19 protein-coding genes are annotated in these 21,742 nt (G+C 56.6%); 4 read left to right on the top strand and 15 right to left on the bottom strand.

Annotated features, from left to right (window positions below):
- Window positions 1-3: 3 nt before the first annotated feature.
- From hemA to bchF, 14 genes are all read right to left on the bottom strand, one after another.
- A complete protein-coding gene (hemA, locus tag BM316_RS11820) occupies window positions 4-1,218 on the bottom strand; it encodes a 5-aminolevulinate synthase (RefSeq protein WP_090208712.1) in 1,215 nt (404 codons plus the stop codon).
- A 4-nt stretch (window positions 1,219-1,222) separates the two neighbouring features.
- Window positions 1,223-2,008, bottom strand: coding sequence for a putative photosynthetic complex assembly protein PuhE (gene puhE, locus BM316_RS11815; protein ID WP_090208710.1), 786 nt, complete (start codon window positions 2,006-2,008; stop codon window positions 1,223-1,225).
- A gap of 34 nt (window positions 2,009-2,042) precedes the next feature.
- Window positions 2,043-3,173 carry a magnesium-protoporphyrin IX monomethyl ester (oxidative) cyclase gene (gene acsF, locus BM316_RS11810; RefSeq protein ID WP_090208706.1) on the bottom strand — a complete coding sequence of 377 codons (1,131 nt, stop codon included), beginning with the start codon at window positions 3,171-3,173 and terminating at the stop codon, window positions 2,043-2,045.
- Window positions 3,170-3,466, bottom strand: coding sequence for an O2-dependent cyclase accessory protein (locus tag BM316_RS11805; protein ID WP_207493691.1), 297 nt, complete (start codon window positions 3,464-3,466; stop codon window positions 3,170-3,172). Before BM316_RS11805 ends, acsF begins: the two co-directional genes overlap by 4 nt.
- 49 nt (window positions 3,467-3,515) lie before the next feature.
- Window positions 3,516-3,974 (bottom strand): photosynthetic complex assembly protein PuhC, encoded by a 459-nt coding sequence (gene puhC / locus BM316_RS11800; protein WP_090208701.1) that lies wholly within the window; start codon window positions 3,972-3,974, stop codon window positions 3,516-3,518.
- A 4-nt stretch (window positions 3,975-3,978) separates the two neighbouring features.
- Window positions 3,979-4,617, bottom strand: coding sequence for a photosynthetic complex putative assembly protein PuhB (puhB, locus tag BM316_RS11795; RefSeq protein WP_090208698.1), 639 nt, complete (start codon window positions 4,615-4,617; stop codon window positions 3,979-3,981).
- Window positions 4,618-4,691: 74 nt separating this feature from the next.
- Window positions 4,692-5,450, bottom strand: coding sequence for a photosynthetic reaction center subunit H (gene puhA, locus BM316_RS11790; RefSeq protein ID WP_090208695.1), 759 nt, complete (start codon window positions 5,448-5,450; stop codon window positions 4,692-4,694).
- Between the two features lie 19 nt (window positions 5,451-5,469).
- Window positions 5,470-6,900, bottom strand: a complete 1,431-nt coding sequence (locus BM316_RS11785; RefSeq protein WP_090208690.1) for a PucC family protein — start codon at window positions 6,898-6,900, stop codon at window positions 5,470-5,472.
- Window positions 6,900-7,589: a magnesium protoporphyrin IX methyltransferase gene (gene bchM, locus BM316_RS11780; protein WP_090208687.1), complete on the bottom strand. Its 690-nt coding sequence runs from the start codon at window positions 7,587-7,589 to the stop codon at window positions 6,900-6,902. Before bchM ends, BM316_RS11785 begins: the two co-directional genes overlap by 1 nt.
- On the bottom strand, window positions 7,590-8,486 hold the full coding sequence (gene bchL, locus BM316_RS11775; protein WP_090208684.1) for a ferredoxin:protochlorophyllide reductase (ATP-dependent) iron-sulfur ATP-binding protein: 897 nt from the start codon (window positions 8,484-8,486) through the stop codon (window positions 7,590-7,592).
- A 106-nt stretch (window positions 8,487-8,592) separates the two neighbouring features.
- Complete coding sequence (locus BM316_RS11770; RefSeq protein WP_090208681.1) at window positions 8,593-12,138, bottom strand: magnesium chelatase subunit H; 3,546 nt, start codon at window positions 12,136-12,138, stop codon at window positions 8,593-8,595.
- On the bottom strand, window positions 12,128-13,690 hold the full coding sequence (bchB, locus tag BM316_RS11765; protein WP_090208678.1) for a ferredoxin:protochlorophyllide reductase (ATP-dependent) subunit B: 1,563 nt from the start codon (window positions 13,688-13,690) through the stop codon (window positions 12,128-12,130). Before bchB ends, BM316_RS11770 begins: the two co-directional genes overlap by 11 nt.
- A complete protein-coding gene (locus BM316_RS11760) occupies window positions 13,687-14,970 on the bottom strand; it encodes a ferredoxin:protochlorophyllide reductase (ATP-dependent) subunit N (protein ID WP_090208675.1) in 1,284 nt (427 codons plus the stop codon). Before BM316_RS11760 ends, bchB begins: the two co-directional genes overlap by 4 nt.
- On the bottom strand, window positions 14,967-15,467 hold the full coding sequence (gene bchF / locus BM316_RS11755; RefSeq protein WP_090208673.1) for a 2-vinyl bacteriochlorophyllide hydratase: 501 nt from the start codon (window positions 15,465-15,467) through the stop codon (window positions 14,967-14,969). Before bchF ends, BM316_RS11760 begins: the two co-directional genes overlap by 4 nt.
- A gap of 275 nt (window positions 15,468-15,742) precedes the next feature.
- On the opposite strand from bchF, the gene BM316_RS11750 reads away from it, so the two are divergent.
- Together BM316_RS11750 and ppsR are read left to right on the top strand one after the other, a co-directional pair.
- Complete coding sequence (locus BM316_RS11750; protein ID WP_090208671.1) at window positions 15,743-16,540, top strand: cobalamin B12-binding domain-containing protein; 798 nt, start codon at window positions 15,743-15,745, stop codon at window positions 16,538-16,540.
- Between the two features lie 35 nt (window positions 16,541-16,575).
- Complete coding sequence (gene ppsR / locus BM316_RS11745; RefSeq protein ID WP_090209446.1) at window positions 16,576-18,000, top strand: transcriptional regulator PpsR; 1,425 nt, start codon at window positions 16,576-16,578, stop codon at window positions 17,998-18,000.
- Here the strand turns inward: ppsR and BM316_RS11740 are convergent, their stop codons facing one another.
- Window positions 18,001-18,552 carry an ActR/PrrA/RegA family redox response regulator transcription factor gene (locus BM316_RS11740; protein ID WP_090208668.1) on the bottom strand — a complete coding sequence of 184 codons (552 nt, stop codon included), beginning with the start codon at window positions 18,550-18,552 and terminating at the stop codon, window positions 18,001-18,003.
- Between the two features lie 189 nt (window positions 18,553-18,741).
- Here BM316_RS11740 and regB point away from each other — a divergent pair, with 189 nt between their 5' ends.
- The gene (gene regB, locus BM316_RS11735) at window positions 18,742-20,142 is read left to right on the top strand and encodes a sensor histidine kinase RegB (protein ID WP_090208664.1); all 1,401 of its coding nucleotides are present in this window, start codon (window positions 18,742-18,744) and stop codon (window positions 20,140-20,142) included.
- A 138-nt stretch (window positions 20,143-20,280) separates the two neighbouring features.
- Window positions 20,281-21,708 carry a PAS-domain containing protein gene (locus BM316_RS11730; protein WP_207493689.1) on the top strand — a complete coding sequence of 476 codons (1,428 nt, stop codon included), beginning with the start codon at window positions 20,281-20,283 and terminating at the stop codon, window positions 21,706-21,708.
- The last annotated feature ends 34 nt before the right edge of the window (window positions 21,709-21,742 follow it).

The following is a 21,742-nucleotide window of genomic DNA, read 5'->3' as shown; positions in this document are numbered from 1 at the left end:
CTATCAGGCCACCGCACGCGCGAGCGCGCATTGTTTCCACAAGACCCGTAACGCATTGACCAGATGATCAATATCGGCGTCTGTATGGAGTGGTGAAGGTGTGAAACGGAGGCGCTCAGTCCCCTTCGGCACCGTCGGATAATTGATTGGCTGAACGTAAATGTCCCATTCGCGCATCAGGTAGTCAGCAAGCATCCGTGTCTTGACTGGATCGCCAATCATCACAGGGACAATATGACTTTCGTTGTGCATATGCGGGATGCCTTCCAGATCTAACGCGGCGCGCAGTCGGGCAACCTGACGACGCTGTTGAGCCCGCTCGATCTTGCTTTCCTTCAGATAGGAAATTGAGGTCCGCGCTGCAGCAGCCACGGCAGGCGGTAGCGCCGTCGTAAAGATAAAGCCTGAAGCAAAGGAACGGATGAAGTCGCACAGGGCTGCTGAACCGGTGATATACCCACCAACGACGCCAAACGCCTTGCCCAAAGTGCCTTCAATCAAAGTGATGCGATCAGCGAGACCCTCACGCTCGCTGACGCCGCCCCCGCGGGGACCATACATACCGACCGCGTGCACCTCGTCCAGATACGTCATCGCACCATATTTCTCGGCCACTTCGACAATTTCGCGGATCGGAGCGATATCGCCGTCCATCGAATAGACGCTTTCGAATGCTACGATCTTGGGCACATTTGCCGGCAGGGCTGCCAGCTTTGCCTCCAGGTCAGCGACATCGTTGTGCCGCCAGATGAGCTTTGTCGCGCGCGAATGACGGATGCCTTCGATCATCGAGGCATGATTGCCTGCATCCGACAGGATCACACAGTTCTCAAGACGGCTTCCGAGGCAACTCAGCGCAGCCCAGTTTGACACATAGCCAGACGTGAAAAGCAGTGCCGCCTCTTTGCCGTGCAGATCAGCCAACTCGCGTTCCAACAGCAGGTGATCATGGTTGGTCCCACTGATATTGCGCGTGCCGCCAGCGCCAGTTCCAGTGCGCTCGACCGCTTCGCACATTGCGCCGATCACTTTCGGATGCTGACCCATGCCCAGATAGTCATTCGAACACCAGACGGTCACATCGCGGACACCTTCCTCAGCATGATTGGCCGCTTTCGGAAACTTCCCGCACTTTCGCTCCAACTCGGCAAAATAGCGGTAGTTTCCTTCCGATTTGAGCTGGTCCAGTTGTTCGGTAAAGAGCGCGTCAAAGTCCATCCGTCTATCTTTCTTCTTTGGTCATTGTTTTGGGCGCGGGCAACATCCAGCGCCAGAGTTTCGCATCAGGCAATGGCACGACCATCAGCCAGTGTTCGAGAAGAGCGAGCGCCGCAAGCGCTGTGAGCAGTGCAAAGCCGACAAGCGCAACATCGCTTTGGGCACCCCAAAGGCGTTCGGCACAAACAGCCAAAAGCGCCGTCAGAACAGTGATTGCAAACGGAAACATCAAGGAAACCGGTCCATTGCGGAAATAGGACTTCAGATGCACAAGCCGCGCCGGGACAAATTCCATGTTGATGCGTGGCACACCGAGGAAAAGGTTTAACTTTGCCAGAATGCGCGCAAGAAACAGGATCAGATAGGTCGCCAAAGCGATCCGGTTTTCGGCACCATCAGACGCAATCACAAGCGCCCAGAGACCAAGCGTCAAAGCCAGTTCATGGTAGGCCACCGTCTGAAACGCCCGAAAGAACCGGTCACGGCCTCTGGCTTGCGGGGGGCATTCGTCGCGCGAGGGTCCTGTAATCACGCCTGCAAGGAATGCCAGTTCAACCCATCCCCAAATCGCCAAGGCTCCCGCAAAGCCAAGGTAAGCACCTACCGCCGAAAGCTCATGCAGTGACCCCTGCACGGCCCAAGCGCCCAGCACCAGCATCGGCAAGGCAACAAAGACCGTCATGCCGTGACTTCCCAATCGATCCGCTCTGCGGACAACCATCAGGATCAGCCCGGTGGAAAACCACCAGGCAAATATCGCAAGGAAAGAGGCGACCCACGGCGACGTCACTTGGCAGCGCTTTCGTTATGTCGTGTAGTGAGGTTCAATAGGCTGGCTCCAAACGTGGACTGTCAGGAACGGCATTCTTTTCGACGGGAATTGTCAGAAGTGAAACGAAAGCGGCACCTGCCTTTGCAGAGCCAGCCATCCGCGCAAACCATCCACCAAGTCCACCTTGCTTGCGGCCATCAGCAATCTGCGCATTGGCGTCCTGCATCCGGCGTAGCGCCGGTATCCATCGCGGATGATTAATATCCAGCGTCATCGGGAAGACCTGTTTAGAGATCTCCGAGGTTTTGCGGAATACCTCCTGCCCATACCATTCCGGGTCAACGCCGAGTGCTGCGTGGAAAGCCGGACGCTGGTGATCACGCACCCACATGGTCGAGAAAACAGCCGTCAGGAAGAACTTGATCCATAGGCGGTTGGCATAGCTTTCCGTCAGCTTGGGATCGGTTTTCATCAAGAGGGCAAAGGCTTCGCCATGGCTGAACTCGTCGTTGCACCATTCGCAAAACCACTTGAAGATCGGGTGAAAGCGCTTGTCAGGGTTTGCCTCAAGATGACGATAGATCGTGATATAGCGCGCATAGCCGATCTTCTCTGAAAGGTAGGTCGCGTAATAGATGAACTTGGGGCGGAAGTAGGTGTATTTCTTCGCCTGCGTCAGAAAGCCGAGGTTCACCGCGATACCTGCCTCGCGCAGAGCGTCATTGATGAAGCCTGCATGACGCGCCTCATCACGGGCCATGAGTTGGAACAGTTCTGTGATGTCTTTATTCGAGCCGCGGCGCTTCATCTCTTTGTAAAGGACGCAGCCAGAGAATTCGGCAGTGCAAGACGAGATCAGAAAGTCGATAAACTCGGCTTTCAGCTTGGGCTCCATCCCGTCCCAATCGATATGGTCCCAGTCCTCGTTCTTTTTGAAGTGGCCTTTATTGGGGTCCGCCTTCATCTGTCCAATGAGCTTGTCCCATTCCTCGCGGACAGAAGAGACATCGATTGCGTCCAATTCGTCGAAATCGGTGGTGTAGAAGCGGGGTGTCAGAAGGGTATTCTGCAGCGCAACATCGGTCGCTGTTTTGCTGTCAATCACCGGATCATAGTTGCCAGCGGCCAGTGCGTCCTCAACCGTGGAGGCGTCCGCAGAATGTGTCGGGCGTTGAACGTTCATGACATCACCTCTTCGCTGAACGAGAATTCGCAAAGTTCCATAAACTCCAGATCGCCCGTCGCGCGGGTCCAGAGCTGCTCGAGCTTTGAAGCGCGGGTAATAACAGCGGTGCGCTGTTCTTCGATCAACTCACCAAATGCGGCCATGATCTCGGGACCTTGGACCTGCACGGTATCGCCTGGATGAATGACGGCACCATTGTCGAGACGGACATGTGCCGACAATTCCTCGAAGCGGTGGGAGATCGTCACCGTGCAAGGTGCGGTCTCCTTTTCACGAAAGAATAGTCCCATTTGCGTTCCCTTTCAGATTGAATGGCAGGTGGCTAATCTGCCCATTGTTTCAGTCCAGCAGCCCTGCGAAGGCTGCCACGTTGTCTTGTCCGTATCCGATCAATTCGACCCGCAGGCCGGTCGCGTCATCCAGAATGGCGATGTTGCCGTTTTCACGACGGACCACCTGAAAGGGTGGATTGCCCACCACGTTCTGCTTGAACCGCTCCCGGTCAATCACGCGCCCGATCACACCGAGAAATCCGCCTTTCTCGTCAGCGGAGGATGCGATCTGGTTTCCGTCGGTTGTGGTCACGAGGTAAACGCCGTTGCGGTCGCCTTCCATGACGATATCGAGAGTTTGCACCACAGGCGCTTCGACCAGTACACCACGGTTGGGCACGTTGAACCACTGTGCGTAGGCAACCAATGCAAGGCTCGCGAACATAAGGGCAAACATCGCTTGCACCAGAATGCGTGGAACCATCTCTTTGTCGCGGTGGCGCATTTGCTGTTCAAGTTGTGACATAATGCTACTCCGCTGCGACGGCATCGCCGTCTGGTTGCTGGATACGTTCTAGCTTTGGTTCGGAAATTCGCGTCTCAGCGGCTTCCGCAAAGATACGAGCGACGTTCTCGGCATCGGGGATGCAGCGCAGGGCGGGCTGGGTCCGCGCCATGCGCCATGGCCGTACATGTGGCCAGGACATCAGGTAAGATATCCGCGTTTCCCCGATCAGTTCGAACGCGAGGGTGCCATGACCCGATGGTTTGAGGTCCAGTTTTGCAGTGCCGATCCATGTATAGGGCAGGTTCAACGTCATGGTGAGGGCCGCGCCAATCCGCATGGCGACCCTCTTGTTGGTCAACGTGTAAACCGTGGATCGGGCCTGCACATACGCAATGCCGTAGAGGATAGCGCAAGCAACAAGGCCAGACAGAACAAAAGGAGCCCCATGAAGGATGGCGACGCTGAAAGGCACTTCTGTTGCCGATGCGCCTACACGCCAGACCGCAAGCAGCAAGAAGTAACCTGCCACCCACCTTACGCCCAGCGCCTCACGCGCCAACCGTCGCGGGTCAGGTGCCCCTTGCCAGAGGATATGCTCGCCTTCGGGCAGCTTTTCAGGGAGCCCCCGGATCGGCTCAAAGTTGAAGTCGTCGTGACTCATGGCGTGTTCCCTTTCGTCTGTCTTCCACCCCCGCTGGCGAAACGGGGGCGATGGTTGGTGTCAAAAAGACGTAATCAGGAGGCGTAAAGTGTGCCGCCGGCGTAGTAGGCCATGATCTTGTCTTCCTCGAGCAAGGTGACCTGCTCGGAGCTCTTGGTTGCAGGAACGTTGTCCCAGTTGCCGGCCTTCAATGAGCGGACTGTCACACGGTCGCTTTGGATGCGGGCCATGTTGATCGGGATCAGACGTGTCTTGCCGGACCCTTCTGGATTGAGATCGACCGTCAGGTAGCGCACAAGCGCCTCCGGCACGTCGACCCACATGTCGATCACCCGGCCAACAACCTCACCGTCACGACCGACAACGGCTTTCCCGCGCGGGTCACGTCCGGCAGAGATCTTGAAGTCAGGCAGCATCGACATCGGTTTGATTTTGACATGACCGTGCGCATCGAGCTCTGGTGCGTCGCGGCGCGGCGCCCATGCAGCCGGACCAACGCCATCGACCATTGGGTCACCTGTCGGAATCCAAGGAGAGCCTGACGCTGGCGAAGACTGCGCAAGTGCAAGACCATCGCGCAATTTTGCGTTTTCGTACTCGCGAGACGGCACTGTCAAAGTGCCTCGGCCATCACGCAAGATGAACGTTTTCTCTTTCGGCAATGGCCAAAGGCTCTCGTTCGCTGGAACCTCGTCATTGTCATCACGCAAAGGATAGCCTTCGCGCATGTTTTCCGTCTGCAGGTAGTAAACGAGCCCCGCAAAGAAGACCCAGAACAGCCAGATCGAGAGGCTCGCCAGATCAAAGTCGCCAAAGAATTCTACACCAACCATTTTCTAGTCCTTTCGGTGTTTAGGTCGGGAAGTCTGCCAAACCCAGCTTGGCAGTCCCCCCGGGTTTCATTGGCCGCAACCGCACAAGCGGCCCCAGCACAATCAGGGTTATAAAAAGAAGGCCAATTTCGGTGTGGTAGACCACCGAATAGCCGGTAGCAGGCGTGGCGAGCGCCTCTCCCAAAGTGCCGTTCCCTGCGGCATGGTTTACGAGGTCACGGATCGATCCCCCGATAAAGATGGAAAGCCCCGCGCCGGTGGCTTGTGCAGCCCCCCAGGCACCAAGGGCCAAACCGCGACCGGCCTTGCCGATCGTGGGCATTGTCATGGCAGCCGTCAGGGTGGACACCCCGAAAAGACCGCCACCGAAACCGATCAGCGTCGCTCCGGCGTAGAAGAGTGCGGGCGAATTGACGGGTGCAGCGAAAATGACCGTGGCAAAGGCGACAATTCCGGCAAGGATTCCGCGGGCGCACATCCGATAAGGATCAAGACCGGCCTTGAGCCAGCGCGCAGCCATCGCAAAGCCGACCAAAGCACCCAGCGCCCACATCGCCGTCAAAAGCGTCGTAGCCGAAACCGAAAGGCCGAGGATCTCGCCACCGTAGGGTTCCAAAAGCACGTCCTGCATGTTGAACGCCATTGTGCCGATAAAGACGACAGCCAAAAGACGGCCAGCATCGCCGCCATCCGCCAAGTCACGCCATGCATCACGGAACGTTGGCGAGGCTTCGGCCCGCTGTTCCTTGGTCATCGGGCTGACCTTTTCCTGCTTCCACAGGGCAATCAGGTTCAAAAGAAGCGTCACGACCGCAGTGCCCTGCACCACCTGCACCAGCCGCAGGGCTGAATAATCCCGCAAGAGGGCACCGATGATAATCGCCGAAAACGCCATCCCAAGCAGGTTCATGACATAAAGCAGGGCCACGACCTTGGGTCGTGTTTCCTCTGTCGCGCGATCAGCCGCGAGGGCCAATCCGGCGGTTTGTGTCATGTGCATCCCGATACCGGTCAGCAAGAATGCAAGACCGGCGCCAAGGTAACCTGCAATCGGGACATCAAGCGTACGGTCCCCTGAGAGAACCAGAAGCGCCATTGGCATGATCGCCAAGCCGCCAAACTGCCACATCGTCCCGAACCACAGGTAGGGTATGCGTTTCCAGCCAATTGCCGATTTGTAGTTGTCAGACTTGTGCCCGACCAAAGCACGGAACGGCGCGACAAGCACCGGAATGGCAATCATCGCAGCAACAAGCGATGACCCGATCCCTAACTCCACGATCATCACACGGTTCAAAGTGCCAAGCAGCATGACGGCTGCCATTCCCACTGACACCTGAAAAAGCGAAAGGCGCAGCAATTGGCGCAAAGGCAACTCGTCACTCACCGCATCAGCGAAAGGCAACAGATTGACCGAAATGCTCTTGAGAGAGGAGGCTTTGAAAATCATCAGCGATCTCCCTCGAACACGAGTGCCTTGGAGATATAGAACCCTGATTTGACCTGTTTGACTTCTGCCAGCCGGTCTTTGTTACCTACATCACGCAAGGCCTGAGCAATTGCTGCTGTCGTCTGTGGGATCATGACCGGGCTGCGATCAGCGCGCGGGAACAGTTTGCCAATCCGCCACATCGCCATAAGGGCCGGTGTCCGTGGAGCAATTGTAAAAATGAATTTGCCATTCAGTCGTGGCGCAGCTTTTGCCAACAGACCTGCGATGTCCGATGCGGAATAGTAGATCATCGAGTCCATCGCCAAGATATGGTCGAAACGACCATAGGTATCTTCAAGCATGTCACCCGCTGTCCAGGTGATCTGGCCTGACAGTTCTGGCGGCATACGCCTCTCGGCGATTCCTACCAAAGCAGGGGAAATGTCGACCGCGACCACTTCGGCCCCACGCCGGGCCAACTCGAAAGTCATGGTCCCAGTCCCGCAGCCCGCATCCAGTACCCGCGCTCCGCGCAAATCATTGGGCAGTTGCGCCAACATCAACGCACGCATCTGGTCGCGCCCTGCACGCACGGTCGCGCGCACGCCCGACACCGGCGCATCAGACGTCAACCGCTCCCAAACTTTGGTCGCAGTGCGGTCGAAGTAATGTTCGACCCTGTCACGAGTGGCGGCGTAATTGCTCAATCAATCAAATCCCAGAAGTTCAAAGATCTCACGATCCGGTAGCGGGGCAGGTGCCAAAGGCTCGGTCCCGTTCCAGAGTGTTTCGGCCAGACGGATATATTCCTTGCGGACCTGCACGATTTCCTCGTCATCCGGCATCTCGAAGAGGGTTTTCTTCTTCAAGCGGCTGCGACGGATGGCATCAAGGTCGGGCATATGCGCAATGCGGTTGAAACCGACCGTTTCGCAATAGCGATCAACTTCATCGGTTTCGCGGCTGCGGTTGGCCACACATCCGGCCAGACGTACCTTGTAATTGTTGGACTTGGCTTGCACGGCAGCAATGATCCGGTTCATCGCATAGATGCTGTCAAAGTCGTTAGCCGTCACGATCAGCGCACGGTCCGCGTGCTGCAACGGAGCGGCAAAACCCCCGCAAACCACGTCACCCAACACATCAAAGATCACCACATCGGTGTCTTCCAACAGATGGTGCTGCTTGAGCAGTTTCACTGTCTGGCCCACAACATAGCCACCGCATCCGGTGCCAGCAGGCGGGCCACCGGCCTCGACGCATTTCACCCCGTTGAAACCATCAAAGATGAAGTCCTCGGGTCGCAGTTCCTCGGCGTGGAAATCCACCTCTTTGAGGATATCGATGACCGTCGGCACCAAAGATCCGGTCAACGTAAATGTGCTGTCATGCTTGGGATCACAACCGATCTGTAGAACCCGCTTACCCAGCATCGAAAACGCGGCCGAGAGGTTCGACGATGTGGTCGATTTGCCGATCCCGCCCTTGCCGTAGACCGAAAAGACCTTTGCGCCTTCGATCTTGGCATCCTCAGGCTGATGCACCTGCACCGAGCCTTCGCCATCAAGGCCTTTCAAATTCGGGATCTCATCTCTGGGGCTCATGCGAGCCTCCTTCCTGCTTCATCATTTTGCTTAAAATACTTCGGGGGTGAGGCCGTCAGGCCGAGGGGGCTGGCCCCCTTCCAAAGCACGATCTGGAGGGTCATCGTCATTCCGCTGCCACCCCTTCCATCCGGTCTTCGAGCGCATCGGCGGCATCCTGCAACGCCGCGAGTGTGTCTTCATCAGGCGACCAATATTCCCGATCAGATGCCTCAAGCAGGCGGTTCGCCATCCGCATGGAGGCTTGCGGATTCAGGGCCGCCAAACGGTTGCGCATCTCTTCATCCAGCACAAAGGTTTCCGACAAACGCTGATATACCCAAGGCTCAACCTCGCCAGTCGTCGCCGACCAGCCTAGCGTGTTGGTTACATGCGCTTCAATCTGGCGCACACCTTCATGGCCATGGGTCAATAGGGCTTCATAGAACTTCGGGTTCAGGCTGCGACTGCGGGTTTCGAGCGCAACCTGATCCTGCAGGGTGCGCACTTTCGCAGCGCCGCGCGTCTGGTCACCGATATAGACAGGCGCTGCTTGTCCGCCCTTCGCACGTTTCACTGCACGGGAAATGCCGCCGAGCGTATCGAAGTAATGATCAACCGTCGTCACCCCTAGCTCCACGCTTTCGAGGTTCTGATAGGCCAGATCAACGTCCTTCAGCGCCTTCTGCAAAAGCGCGGGGTTCTGGGAAGCCTTGCCATTCACGCCGTAGGCAAAGCTCTTGCGGGCCTCATAGGCATCCGCCAATTCATCCTCATCGCCAAAGGCAGAGCTATCGACCAACTGGTTGACGTTCGATCCATAGGCACCTTCGGCATTCGAGAAGACGCGCAGCGCCGCATCTTCAAGGCTGCAGTTCATTTCCTCAGCATAGGCGAGCGCATGGGCGCGAATGAAATTCTGCTCCAGCGGCTCATCCGCCGTGGCGCATTTCAACGCGGCCTCGGCCAGCATCCGTGTCTGCAACGGCAGCAAATCGCGGAAGATACCCGACAAGGTCATCACGACGTCAATGCGCGGACGACCCAACGCGGCGAGCGAAATGAGGTCGGCACCGGACAAACGTCCGAAATTGTCAAAGCGCGGGACAGCGCCCATCAGAGCAAGCGCTTGTCCGATCGGGCCACCATCGGACTTGATGTTATCCGACCCCCAAAGCACCAAAGCCACCGTGCGTGGCAGGCTCTTGTGCGTTTGCAGCAGCAAATCAGCCTGCTTTTTTCCCTCGGCCACGGCAAAGGCTGTGGGCATCCGGAACGGATCGAACGCATGGATGTTGCGGCCCGTTGGTACGATCTGAGGCGAGCGGATCAGGTCTCCACCCGGTACCGGCGGAATGTAGTGACCCGACAACGCCGCCATCAGGCCCGCCAACTCGTGATCCTCACCCAGCATCGCGGCGGCGGCATCTGTTGCCTCACCCTCTGGCATCAGGGCGATCAACTCGGCCTTGGCCCTGTCGGTCAGCGGTTTGCCAACGACATGCAGACCCTCGGTGATCAACGAGCCTTCGGTTTCAAGCAGTTTCAGCCAAAGACCATTCAGATCACGCGCATCCAGATCAACCGCGGTGGCCTGATCGCGGATCAGGAGCGCCAGTTCATCACGCTGGTCATCGTCAGCGGGCATCTCGCGCCAGCGGGTCAGACTGTCTTTCAACTCGGCCAGCCCTTTGTAGAGACCGGCGGTCGTCAAAGGCGGCGTCAGATGCGTGATGGTCACCGCATTTGCGCGGCGTTTGGCCAGCGTCGCCTCGGAGGGGTTATTGGCGGCGTAAAGATAGACATTCGGCATCTCGCCAATCAGGCGATCCGGCCAGTCACGCGCACCCAGACCCGCCTGTTTACCCGGCATGAACTCAAGCGCGCCATGCATCCCGAAATGCAGGACCACATCAGCCGAAAACGTATTGCGCAGCCACAGGTAGAATGTGACGAAAGCGTGGGTTGGGGCAAAGCCCTTTTCAAAGAGCAACCGCATCGGATCACCCTCATAGCCGAAGGCAGGTTGCACACCGACAAAGACATTCCCGAAATGCTGACCCAAGACGTACACACCACGTCCGTCGGACTGGATCTTACCGGGGGCGGGGCCCCAGACCGCCTCGATTGCTTTGAGTGGTGGCGTTGTGCGGACAATCGTATCGGCGTCGACATGGGCCGCGACATTGGCCTGTTGACCGTATTGCGTGGCATTGCCCAAAAGGATCGCAGCGCGCAGGTCGTCCACGTTTTCTGGCACATCGACGGTGTATCCCTCGGCCTTCATGCGGGTGAGGGTATTGAAGAGGCTCTCAAATACACTGAGATACGCGGCCGTTCCGACGGCCCCCGCATTCGGCGGAAAGCCAAACAGAACGACGCCGACTTTCTTTTCGGCGTTTTGCTTGCGCCGCAAACTGGCAAGGCGCAGCGTCTTTTCGGCAAGTGAGGTGATGCGTTCATGGCATGGCGCCATCGCCTTGCAATCGGACTGCACCCCGCACCCGGTCGAACAGCCGTTGCAACCATCAGCACTGTGGCGACCTGCAAAGACTGTCGGGTTTGTAGCGCCGTCAATCTCAGGCAGAGCGACAAGCATGGTCGTTTCAATCGGCCCTAGACCCTGTCCGCTGTTGGCCCACTGGCCTAGCGTTTGAAACTCCAAGGGTTGTGCCGCAATATATGGGACGTTGAGGTTGCTGAGGACCTCAACAGCCGCCTCGCTATCGTTATAGGCTGGTCCTCCGATCAGCGAGAATCCGGTCAGCGACACCATCGCATCGACGCGACCCTGAAAGTAGGTCTCGACTGCTGGCCGCCCGTCAAGGCCACCGGCAAAGGCCGGAATGACACGCATGCCTTTAGCCTCGAACGCGCGGATCACCGCATCATAATGGGCAGTATCAGATGCGAGTATGTAGGATCTCAGCATCAGGACACCGACAGTCGCAACCGCAGCATCATTGCGCGGCAATTCATTTAGGTCCGTGGTGATATGATGATCAGGCAGGTCGGGGTGATAAAGCCCGAGGTCCGGATACGCGATTGGCAGGGCCGCTTTTACACCGTGCCAGTCGGGGCGATCCGAATACCGCCCGATCAGAAAACGGATCATCTGTTCGATATTGTCGTCGGACCCACCCAGCCAATACTGCATCGACAAGAACCAGGCACGCAGGTCCTGCGCCTTGCCAGGGATCAGTTTGAGGATCTTGGGAAGACGGCGCAGAGCACGCATTTGCTTGGCGCCAGACTCTGCGGAAGCCTTCGACTTGCCGCGCAGTTTCTTCATCAAAGCCATTGCACCGCTCGCTGGCTTGGACATATCGAGATCGCCCATCCGGGTGAGCTTCACGATATCGCCATCCGCGATGACACCGATCATGGCATCGCAGCTGTCACGGCGCGCTTTCAGATCCGGCAAGATCGCATTGACATGTTCTTCGAGGAAGAGAAGGTTCGCGATGATCAGATCGCCTTGCGCGACGGCAGTCTTTGCACGCGTTAGTGCCTCAGGGTTTTCGGCCCATTCAGCTGCCGCAAAGACCTGCACATCCAAACCAGGAAAATCGGGTGCCAACCGTGTAGCCACGCGCAAGGCCGGCCCCGCTGCATGGCTGTCCAGCGTGACAATGACCACGCGGTAAGGTTTATGGATCACCTCATCGCGCATAATGGGCCTTTGCTTCGTAAAGCGTATCGAGGCTGATTTCGTGCAGCCCTTTTTCCAGTGCGAAGGCTTCGGTGTTGCGGCGCGCCTTGCCACGCACAAAGAACGGGATCTTCTTCAACTCGCGCTCGGCATCCGACAGCCAGATCACATTGTCATTTATCTGCGGGTCGCCACCCGCGTGCGGTTCTTCTTTCATCTTGGAAGAAAAACTCCCGCCGGAGGCATCAACCGGTTGCGGCTTCGCCTTACCGCCGTGATGGCTCGCGCCAGCGTCATCATGGAATTCAAAATCGTCGCGGAACATGGTCAGCAAATGCTCTTCCAAGCCCATAACGAGCGGATGTATCAACGTATCGAAGATCACGTTGGCACCTTCGAAACCGACCTGAGGCGAGTAGCGAGCTGGGAAATCCTGCACGTGCACGGGGGAGGAGATCACAGCACAGGGAATTCCCAGCCGCTTGCCGATGTGACGCTCCATTTGCGTGCCGAGGATCATCTCGGGAGAGAGCGCCTCAATAGCCTGTTCGACTTCGAGGTAGTCGTCTGTGATAAGCGCATCGACGCCGTAGTCCTTCGCCAATGCTCGGATCGGCCGCGCCATTTCGCGGTTGTAGCAACCGACGCCCACAACCTCGAAACCCATTTCATCTCTGGCGATTCTTGCGTGGGCAGCAACGTGCGTGCCATCGCCAAAAATAAAGACGCGCTTGCCGGTCAGGTAGGTGCTGTCGACCGAACGCGACCACCAGGGCAAGCGGAGGCGGCTTTCGTCGATCTTGGGCGAAACACCCGTGATCGCGGCGACTTCAGCGATGAAGTCACGGGTTGCGCCGACGCCGATTGGCACGGTCTTGGTGAATGGCTGTTTGTATTCACGCTCAAGAAAGCGCGCAGCCGCTTCGCCAGCTTCAGGCACCAGCAGCACATTGAAATGGGCGGCAGGAATGCGGGCAATGTCCGAGGGCCTCGCATTCAGCGGGGCCACGACATTGACGTCAATCCCCATCTCCGACAGAAGGCCGGTCAGTTCTTCCACGTCGTCGCGTGCACGAAAGCCCAGCGCCGTCGGGCCAAGAATGTTGCATGTCACCCGATCAGTACGTTCCTGCGGCTTCGCAAGATGACGGACGATCTGATAGAAGGTCTCGTCAGCCCCGAAGTTTTCCTTGCGGCTATAGCTGGGCAACTCCAACGGGATAACCGGGATTTCCAGACCCATCGTCTCTGCCAATCCCGCGGGATCGTCCTGGATCAGTTCAGCCGTACATGATGCGCCGACAATGATCGCCTCAGGATCAAATCTGTCGACAGCATCATGGCACGACGTTTTGAAAAGCGTCGCGGTATCCGCTCCGAGGTCACGTGCCTGAAACGTGGTATAGGTGACCGGCGGGCGGTGGTTACGACGTTCAATCATCGTGAAAAGCAGGTCCGCATAGGTGTCGCCCTGCGGTGCATGCAGCACGTAGTGCAAACCCTTCATCGCCGTTGCAACGCGCATCGCACCAACATGCGGGGGGCCTTCGTATGTCCAGACGGTCAGCTTCATTCGGCAGCCTCCAACTGAAGAAGCTGCTTGCGTCGGACTGGCCGCGAGAATAGCCCGGCAAGGTCGCCCGCCTGTTCGTAGAAGTGCACCGGCGTGAACACCAGTTCGATGGCCCATTTGGTTGTTATGCCCTTCGCCTCAAGCGGATTGGCAAGTCCAAGGCCGCAAACGGTCAAATCAGGACGGGCAGCAAGTGCGCGATCAAGCTGCTTCTCAACATCTTGCCCTTCCGCGATTTGTGGACCCGCCGGCAAAAGGTCGAGATCAGGGCCATGTAAAGCGTCATGGATATAAGGGCTTCCCACCTCAACCGCTGTCATCCCGCATTCACGGGTCAAGAACCGTGCAAGGGGAATCTCCAACTGACTGTCCGGGAAAAAGAAGATGGATTTGCCGCGCAGCACTTCTGCTGCCTGCGAAATCGCCTTTCTTGCACGGGCGCGTGGAGCGGCGGTCACCTTGTCGAATGTCTCAGCACTCACGCCAAATTCGGAAGCAATTGCACGCAGCCACGCTGTCGTGCCTTCCTCACCAAACGGGAATGGTGCCGCGATGTGCCGTGCACCGCGGCGTTCAAGCGCCGCGTGGGTTTCGCCCAGAAAAGGTTGGGTCAAGGCAAAGACCGTATTTGACCCGACTGCGGTTGTCTCGTCGATACGGCGCGCCGGAAGCAGGCGGATATTTTCAATGCCCATATCGCCCAGAAGGGACAGCATCTGGTCCTCAACCACATCGGGCAGGGCACCCACCAACAAAAGCTCGCGCGCGGTGGTGTCTTTCAGCACCGGCACCATCGATGCCAGACAGGCATCCTCACCCTCGGTAAACGTAGTCTCGATCCCCGAGCCCGAATAGTTCAACACCCTCACATGCGGCGCATGCACCTTGCTCAATCGTTCTGCTGCGCGTGCAAGGTCGATCTTAATGACCTCTGACGGGCAGGACCCCACAAGAAATAGCTGGCGGATGTCAGGACGACGCTCCAAAAGGCGCGCAACCTCGCGATCAAGCTCTTCATGCGCGTCCGCCATGCCCGCGAGATCTGATTCTTCGAGAATCGCTGTACCGAATCGAGGTTCGGCAAAGATCATGACGCCAGCCGCGGATTGCAGCAGATGTGCACAAGTCCGCGACCCTACAACCAGGAAAAAAGCGTCCTGCATTTTGCGGTGCAACCAAATGATCCCCGTGAGGCCGCAAAAGACCTCTCGCTGGCCGCGCTCTTTAAGAACTGGTGCGCCACGGCAGCCGCCGTTTGTCGGGGTGAGAGGGACATTCATGCGCGGCCCTCAGCATCCAGTCTGGCAAGCCGTAACTTCCAGACAAATTGACCGGCATTAATGACGTAAGTCGCATAGGCAGCCAGCGCAATATACATTAGCTGCGTGGGTTCATACCAACCGCCGGAAAGCGCGAAAACATACAGCAAATGCAAGGCGATAACAGCAAAGCTGAAGACGTCCTCCCAGAAGAACGCATGGGCAAAAAGATACTGCCCAAACACCACTTTTTCCCAGATCGCGCCGGTCACCATGATGACCAGCAAAACGCCCGTCTTGATCACGATTGAGAGGCTTGCCAACTCGTAGCCAGCGCCAGTCCAGAGGTAGCGCAGAACCAATACCAGAGAGATCAGGAAAACCACGAACTGAAAGGGCGCCAAAAGACCCTGAACGAGCGTCCATTTGGTCGAGTCCCGACGTGCCCGCTCCTCATCTGTATAGAGGCGGTTCCGGGTCAGCGGAATCCGGCTGGCGTTCGTGCTGGCAGTCGTCATGTAAATCCTTCCTGACAGACAGTTATGTAAATAGTATTAGTCAGGAAGTCAGGGTGTCAACTTTAAGTTACACCTAGTTACTATTTGGAAGGTGCCTTTCGGCCATGGTGCGCTATCTTGAAATACACTATATTTTTCATGGGGTTATTGAATATATACCTCTTTGCTCGACTATAGATGTCAATTTCCTTTGACATTACACTGGGCAACGTAAAAAATACCAAGCATTGCGAGACGACCAAGACAAGTGAGACTAAGCAGCCAGAGGACCGCAGATGGTCGATTACCGGAACGTCGATGCGAAGAAGCGGCCCGAAGCGCAAGAAGCGTTATCACCCACTGCAGCACAAAGGGCGTCAGCCGCAATTATCGGCGACATTGTCGATCAACTTGATCCGAAGCTGCTTGCCGAATTGCACGATGCCATGCTCAGCATGCGGCCCCATGATGGCAGAGCCGCTGTGCGCCGCGCCGTTATGTCAGGTGTCCCATCTGAAGATATCGCAGATTTCTATGTGCCCTTCCTTGCGCGTGCCTATGGCGATATGTGGTGCGCGGATGAGCTGACGTTTGGCGAAGTCACGATTGCCGTCTCTCGCCTGCAAGCGGTCTTGCGCGATCTCGAAACTGACTGGCCATGCGCAGACGAGCTTCGGGTATCCCATGCCACCTTGTTGCTCGTCATCCCTCAGGACATCTTCCATACACTCGGTGCATTTGTGCTCAGTGGCCAACTGCGGCGAAAAGGCATCTCTGTAAAAATGCTTTTGGGCGGTACATCTAAAACGATTGCCGATGAATTGAGCCGTTCTGCATTCGACGCTATCTTTGTCTCAGCGTCGCAGAGCGATAGTCTTGAATCGCTGCGATTAATGATTGATGCTGTGAAGTCAGCAGTTGAGGAAACACCGCCTATTGTTGTCGGTGGAGCTATCCTTGACGCTGAAAAGACGCAGAAGGTTCTGGAGGAGACGCGTGCAGACTATGCGACAGGCAATGCAGAAGAGGCTCTAGACTTTTGCGGCCTCCTTCGAACAACGCAAGACGACGCGCTGACCAAGTTCAGGGGTTGAGCCATGAGGATGGCCAATCAAAGAGCGTGCTGTCCGTGACTTCCCGCGGAACGAAATATTGGAATAGTGGTGCTATTCCCCTGATCGCCCCCGAAATCCTCGGCGACATTATCGCGCAAGTTGCCGACGTCGGCGTGGTTATCTCCGAAGATGGAGAAGTTCTTTCCGTTCTGGTCAATCCGAGCGCGACCACGTTCAAAGGGCTTGATCTGTGGGAAGGCAACGACATCCGGAACTTCCTCACGGACGAGAGCAATCGCAAGTTTGACGTGCGCCTTGCCGAGTTCTTGGATGGCGCAGAAAACGTGCGGCCGATTGAGCTAAACCACGCTGATGGCAGCCAGCTTTGGGGATCACCGGTCCGCTACAGCTTCCACCGGATCGGCCCTGATGGCGCCATTCTGCTTTTGGGTCGCGATCTGCAGCCAATTGCGGACATGCAGCAACAGTTGGTCGAGGCACAGCTGACGCTTGAGCGTGATTATGAGGATAATCGCGGTTTTGATACGCGCTTTCGCGTTTTGATGGAAAGCGTGAGCGATGCAATCGTGTTTGTGTCTGTCCACACCGGGCAAGTCATTGATGCGAACTCGGCGGCTGCGACCCTGATTGATCGCCCCAGCGATCGCGCCATTGGTAGCAATTTCCAATCATTCTTCGATGTGAAGAAATCCGTCGATATGGTTCAGGCGCTTGCCAACCATGCGATTTCGCCATCGCAAAAACCATTTTCGGCGATGCTCGACGGCAAAGGCGGGCAGGTGGAAATTGTACCTGTCCTTTACCGCGCAGCGGGCGAGAAGATGCTGCTCTGTCGGCTCTTGCCAGCAGGCGAGTCTGTTGCAAGAACAGATGACCTCAACAGCAACGTGCTCGAACTTTATCATGCTGGACCGGAAGCTATCGTTTTCGTGTCCGATACAGGGGACATCCTGTCAGCCAACGATGCGTTTCTCGATATCCTACACGTCGGGCACGATATTAGCCTGCGCGGTCGCAGTTTTGCGGATTACCTCCAGCGGGGCACTGTAGATTTCAAGGTCATGACCGAAAATGCCCAGCGCGCTGGGCGGATGCGAAATTACGCGACAAAAATGGCCGGTGACTACGGCAGTCCGCGCGCAGTCGAGATTTCCGTGACAAAGCTTACAGCAGGCTCGAAATTGCTGTTTGCGTTTGTAATTCGCGACGCAGCAAAGATTGATCCAAGCCAGTCAAAAGCGACCAGCCCATCAGATGACAGCATGCGCTCCGTCGTCGAATTGGTCGGTAGTGCTACGCTGAAAGACATTGTTGCCGAAACGACCAACGTCGTGGAAAAGATGTGTATCGAGACTGCCGTCGAGTTGACGATGAACAACCGTGTGGCCGCGGCCGAAATGCTCGGCCTGTCGCGGCAATCTCTCTACGTCAAACTTCGGAAATTCGACCTGCTGAACCGCGATACTGACGACGAATAACTAGCGCGGACTACGCTTCGCGAGGATGCGCTGCAAAGTGCGTCTGTGCATCGACAACCGCCTTGCTGTTTCCGAGACATTGCGGTCGCAAAGCTCATAAACGCGCTGAATATGTTCCCACCGCACGCGGTCGGCACTCATCGGGTTCTCAGGTGGTGGTGGTAACTCGTCTTGCCGCGCCAAAAGCGCGTTTGTCACATCAGTCGCATCTGCGGGCTTGGCAAGATAGTCGGTTGCACCGATCTTTACGGCTGCAACGGCGGTCGCAATTGCACCGTATCCCGTCAAAACAACGATCCGGCTTTCGGGACGGCGCGCGCGAAGGGTTTCAACGACGTCCAACCCGTTTCCATCCTCAAGACGCAAGTCAACCACAGCGTAGGCTGGCGGCCTTGCGGTCGCGATAGCCTGTCCGGCGGCAACCGATCCGGCCATCTCAACATCAAATCCACGCTTCTCCATCGCCTTTGCCAGACGGCGCAAAAATGCCTCGTCATCATCGACGAGCAGAAGAGTTTTGTCTTCGCCAAGATCCAACGGTTCCATATTCATGATGCGACCTGCTGCTGCTTCTCGTTTGAAAATAGGCGCAAGGGTTCATCCGTCAACAATTCTTCAAGATCAGCAAGAAAGACCAGGTATGCTGGCCCCGTGACTTTCGATCTGCGACAATTGAAGAGAATTGAAACCGACCGGTTGCCGGTTATTGTCCTGAGGTGAAACCGGAAAGCCCGAAGAGCAATGCCAAACTCAGACATCCAGATCTTCAACGAACAAGAACGGAGCAATTGGGTGCGCTTGCGCACACTGATCGGCTTGCGTTGGTGTGCAGTCGTTGGACAGGCGACGGCGCTCTTGATTGCCGTGCAGTACTACAACCTCGAAATCCAGCTCGGCTATGCGGTGCCCGTGGTCACTGCAGCGGTTATTGTAAATCTGATTTCGGCGAACACCTATCCCGACAATAAACGACTTTCCGAGAATGAAGCGACCCTCTGGCTTGTCTTCGATCTGGTTCAACTCGGCCTGCTCTTATCTCTTACCGGCGGGCTGACTAATCCGTTTGCAATGCTGCTGCTTGCGCCGGTCACCATTGCCGCGACGGTCCTGCATGTCTGGAATACAATCATTCTTGGGCTCATTGCGATCGCCATAACGACAGCGATAAGCGTGTTCTATTTTCCGATCATCGATGCAAATGGCCTCGCACTTACGCTGCCGCCAATTTTTCAGTTCGGCTTCTGGGTGGCGCTTCTGATTGGTCTAGTGTTCTTAGCCCTTTATGCCCGCCAGGTGACGAACGAAATGCACACCATGGGTGAGGCATTGGTGGCAACACAACTGGCCCTCGCCCGCGAACAGAAACTGACCGACCTCGGTGGAGTGGTTGCCGCGGCTGCCCATGAACTTGGCACACCATTGGCGACCATCAAGCTTGTCAGCAGCGAACTGATGCAAGAGCTGAATGAGTTTCCAGACCTCTACGAGGACGCAGAACTGATCCGCGAACAGGCCGAGCGTTGCAGGGTCATTCTCCACTCAATGGGCAGGGCAGGCAAAGACGATCTGATGTTGCGTCGCGCGCCGTTTGAAACGGTCATCCGTGAAGCTGCCGAACCCCATATGAACCGTGGGAAGTCGGTTCGGTTCAACATTGCCCCGGCTGAGGGCGGACCACAAACGCAACCTTTTATCCCTCGCCGTCCTGAAATCATTCATGGCATCCGCAATCTGATCCAGAACGCGGTAGATTTCGCGCGCTCTGAAGTCACCGTCGAACTGGCTTGGACCCTGGAAACCATTGACGTGCGCATCTCTGATGATGGCCGTGGCTTTCCACAATCGGTGCTGAGCCGTATCGGTGATCCTTACGTCCGCCGCAGGCGCCTGTCCGAAGATGGCGCCAAAAGGCCCGGATACGAAGGTATGGGGCTTGGGCTGTTTATCGCCAAGACTTTACTTGAACGGTCAGGTGCGAAACTGAATTTCTCAAACAGCAGGCGACGCGGCCACGCGAGCTGGACGGGGCAGGCGACTGGCGGCGCGGTCATTGATGTATCCTGGCCGAATGAGTCCCTAGGTATCAGGGAAAATGTCAAACAGGACGCGCTAGGTGAAAACCAGCGTTTCGTTGTCGAATAGGCCGGATCGGACGAATTAAGCGTACTTTAACCTTGTCTTGAAAGAAGCGACTCCATCGCAGCCTTCCCTGTTCGGAGTCCTGATTTGATTTTCATCTACACAAGCCTCGTGATGCTCAGCCTCCTTGGCTTGTTATGGGTGTCACGCAAATGGACGACCGCCGTAGAAGAAGACCAAGCATCTGAGTTTCGGGATTTGTCCGCGTCGCTGCTCTACAAGGACGGGAAGTTAGCAGATCATACCGTCGAAGGATGGGACAGGTTGGCCGGTTCAATCGACACACTGCCAGACCTCCAAGAGTATCTCACCAGCGCTTTCGGATCGATATTGCTCGATCGTCTTGCCGATGGTGAACATCACTTCAAAAGCAACGACCAGAAAACCAATCTGATAGCAGTAAGCTACGCTGGCTGCCTTCGTCTCGACTTCAGCGGTGCGTTCGATTTCTCAAGTTCTAACGAAAGCGACACAGACCATTCCGAAGTCGATCTTGCGCTGCTGGTGCCACAGCCCATTTGGCAAATCGGCCCAGATGGAGCCTTGATCTGGTCGAACGCCGCTTATCAGGACGTGCGACAGAAAGCGGGGGGCGACGACGCAGCTTTTCTTTCAAACCTTCCGCGCACACCAAATGACAGACCAACACGCTGTAGAGTCAGTACCGATCCTGAAAGCTGGTTCGATGTGACTGCAAAGGCGCTGCAAGGCGGTCTCACCTACTTTGCAACAGATGTCACCGCGCTCGTTCATGCGGAAAAAGAAAGGCAGGGGTTTGTACAAACATTGGGAAAGACGTTTGCCGACCTCTCCATCGGACTGGCAATTTTTGACAAGCAAAGAACTTTGCAGACGTTTAATCCTGCCCTTCTCGAAATGACGAAGCTGCCCTTCGCATTTTTAAGCGAGAAACCTCGCATAGAGGCGGTCCTCGACAGGCTGCGGGAACTCCAGATGATCCCGGAACCGAAGGATTATGACGGTTGGCGAGAGAAATACTCTGCTGTCGAAGACCGCGCGCGCCGCGGCACATTTTGCGAGAACTGGGCTTTGCCGGGTGACCAGACATTCCGGGTGAGCGGACGGCCCCATCCTGATGGTGCTTTCGCACTTCTGTTTGAGGACATTACCTCAGAACTGGCGCTGACACGGCGGTTTCGGGCAGAAATCGAAACCGCGCAATGCGTCATGGATACGCTGGGCGATGCACTCGCAGTATTTTCCCAAGCTGGAACTCTCGTGCTTAACAATCGCGCCTACGATGATCTGTGGGGCGTCAAAGACGCGGTTGTCGCCTTACGCGAGTTTCCGTCCGAAATGGCGATTTGGCAGAAAAATACGGTTGCTTCACCTATCTGGATTCAACTGCGCGACTTCATTCGCGAGAGCGGGCAGCGCAAACCCTGGTTCGCCGACGCACTGCTAATCGACGGCCGCCCGCTGCGCTGCCACGCTGCGCCGCTTGAGGGTGGTATGACACTCGCCAGGTTCGAGTTCGGGGCAGCTGTGAAACCTGTTATTCGCAAACTGACCGCACCTGACCCAGCGATACTGGCGCGTCAGGGCTGAAAGCTCTTGCAGGTCGCCGCGCAGACCATAATGT

The sequence above is a fragment of the Yoonia litorea genome (genome assembly GCF_900114675.1).
Lineage (GTDB): Bacteria > Pseudomonadota > Alphaproteobacteria > Rhodobacterales > Rhodobacteraceae > Yoonia > Yoonia litorea.
The sequence above is the reverse complement of the archived record's forward strand: the minus strand, read 5'-3'. Positions and strand labels throughout refer to the sequence as shown.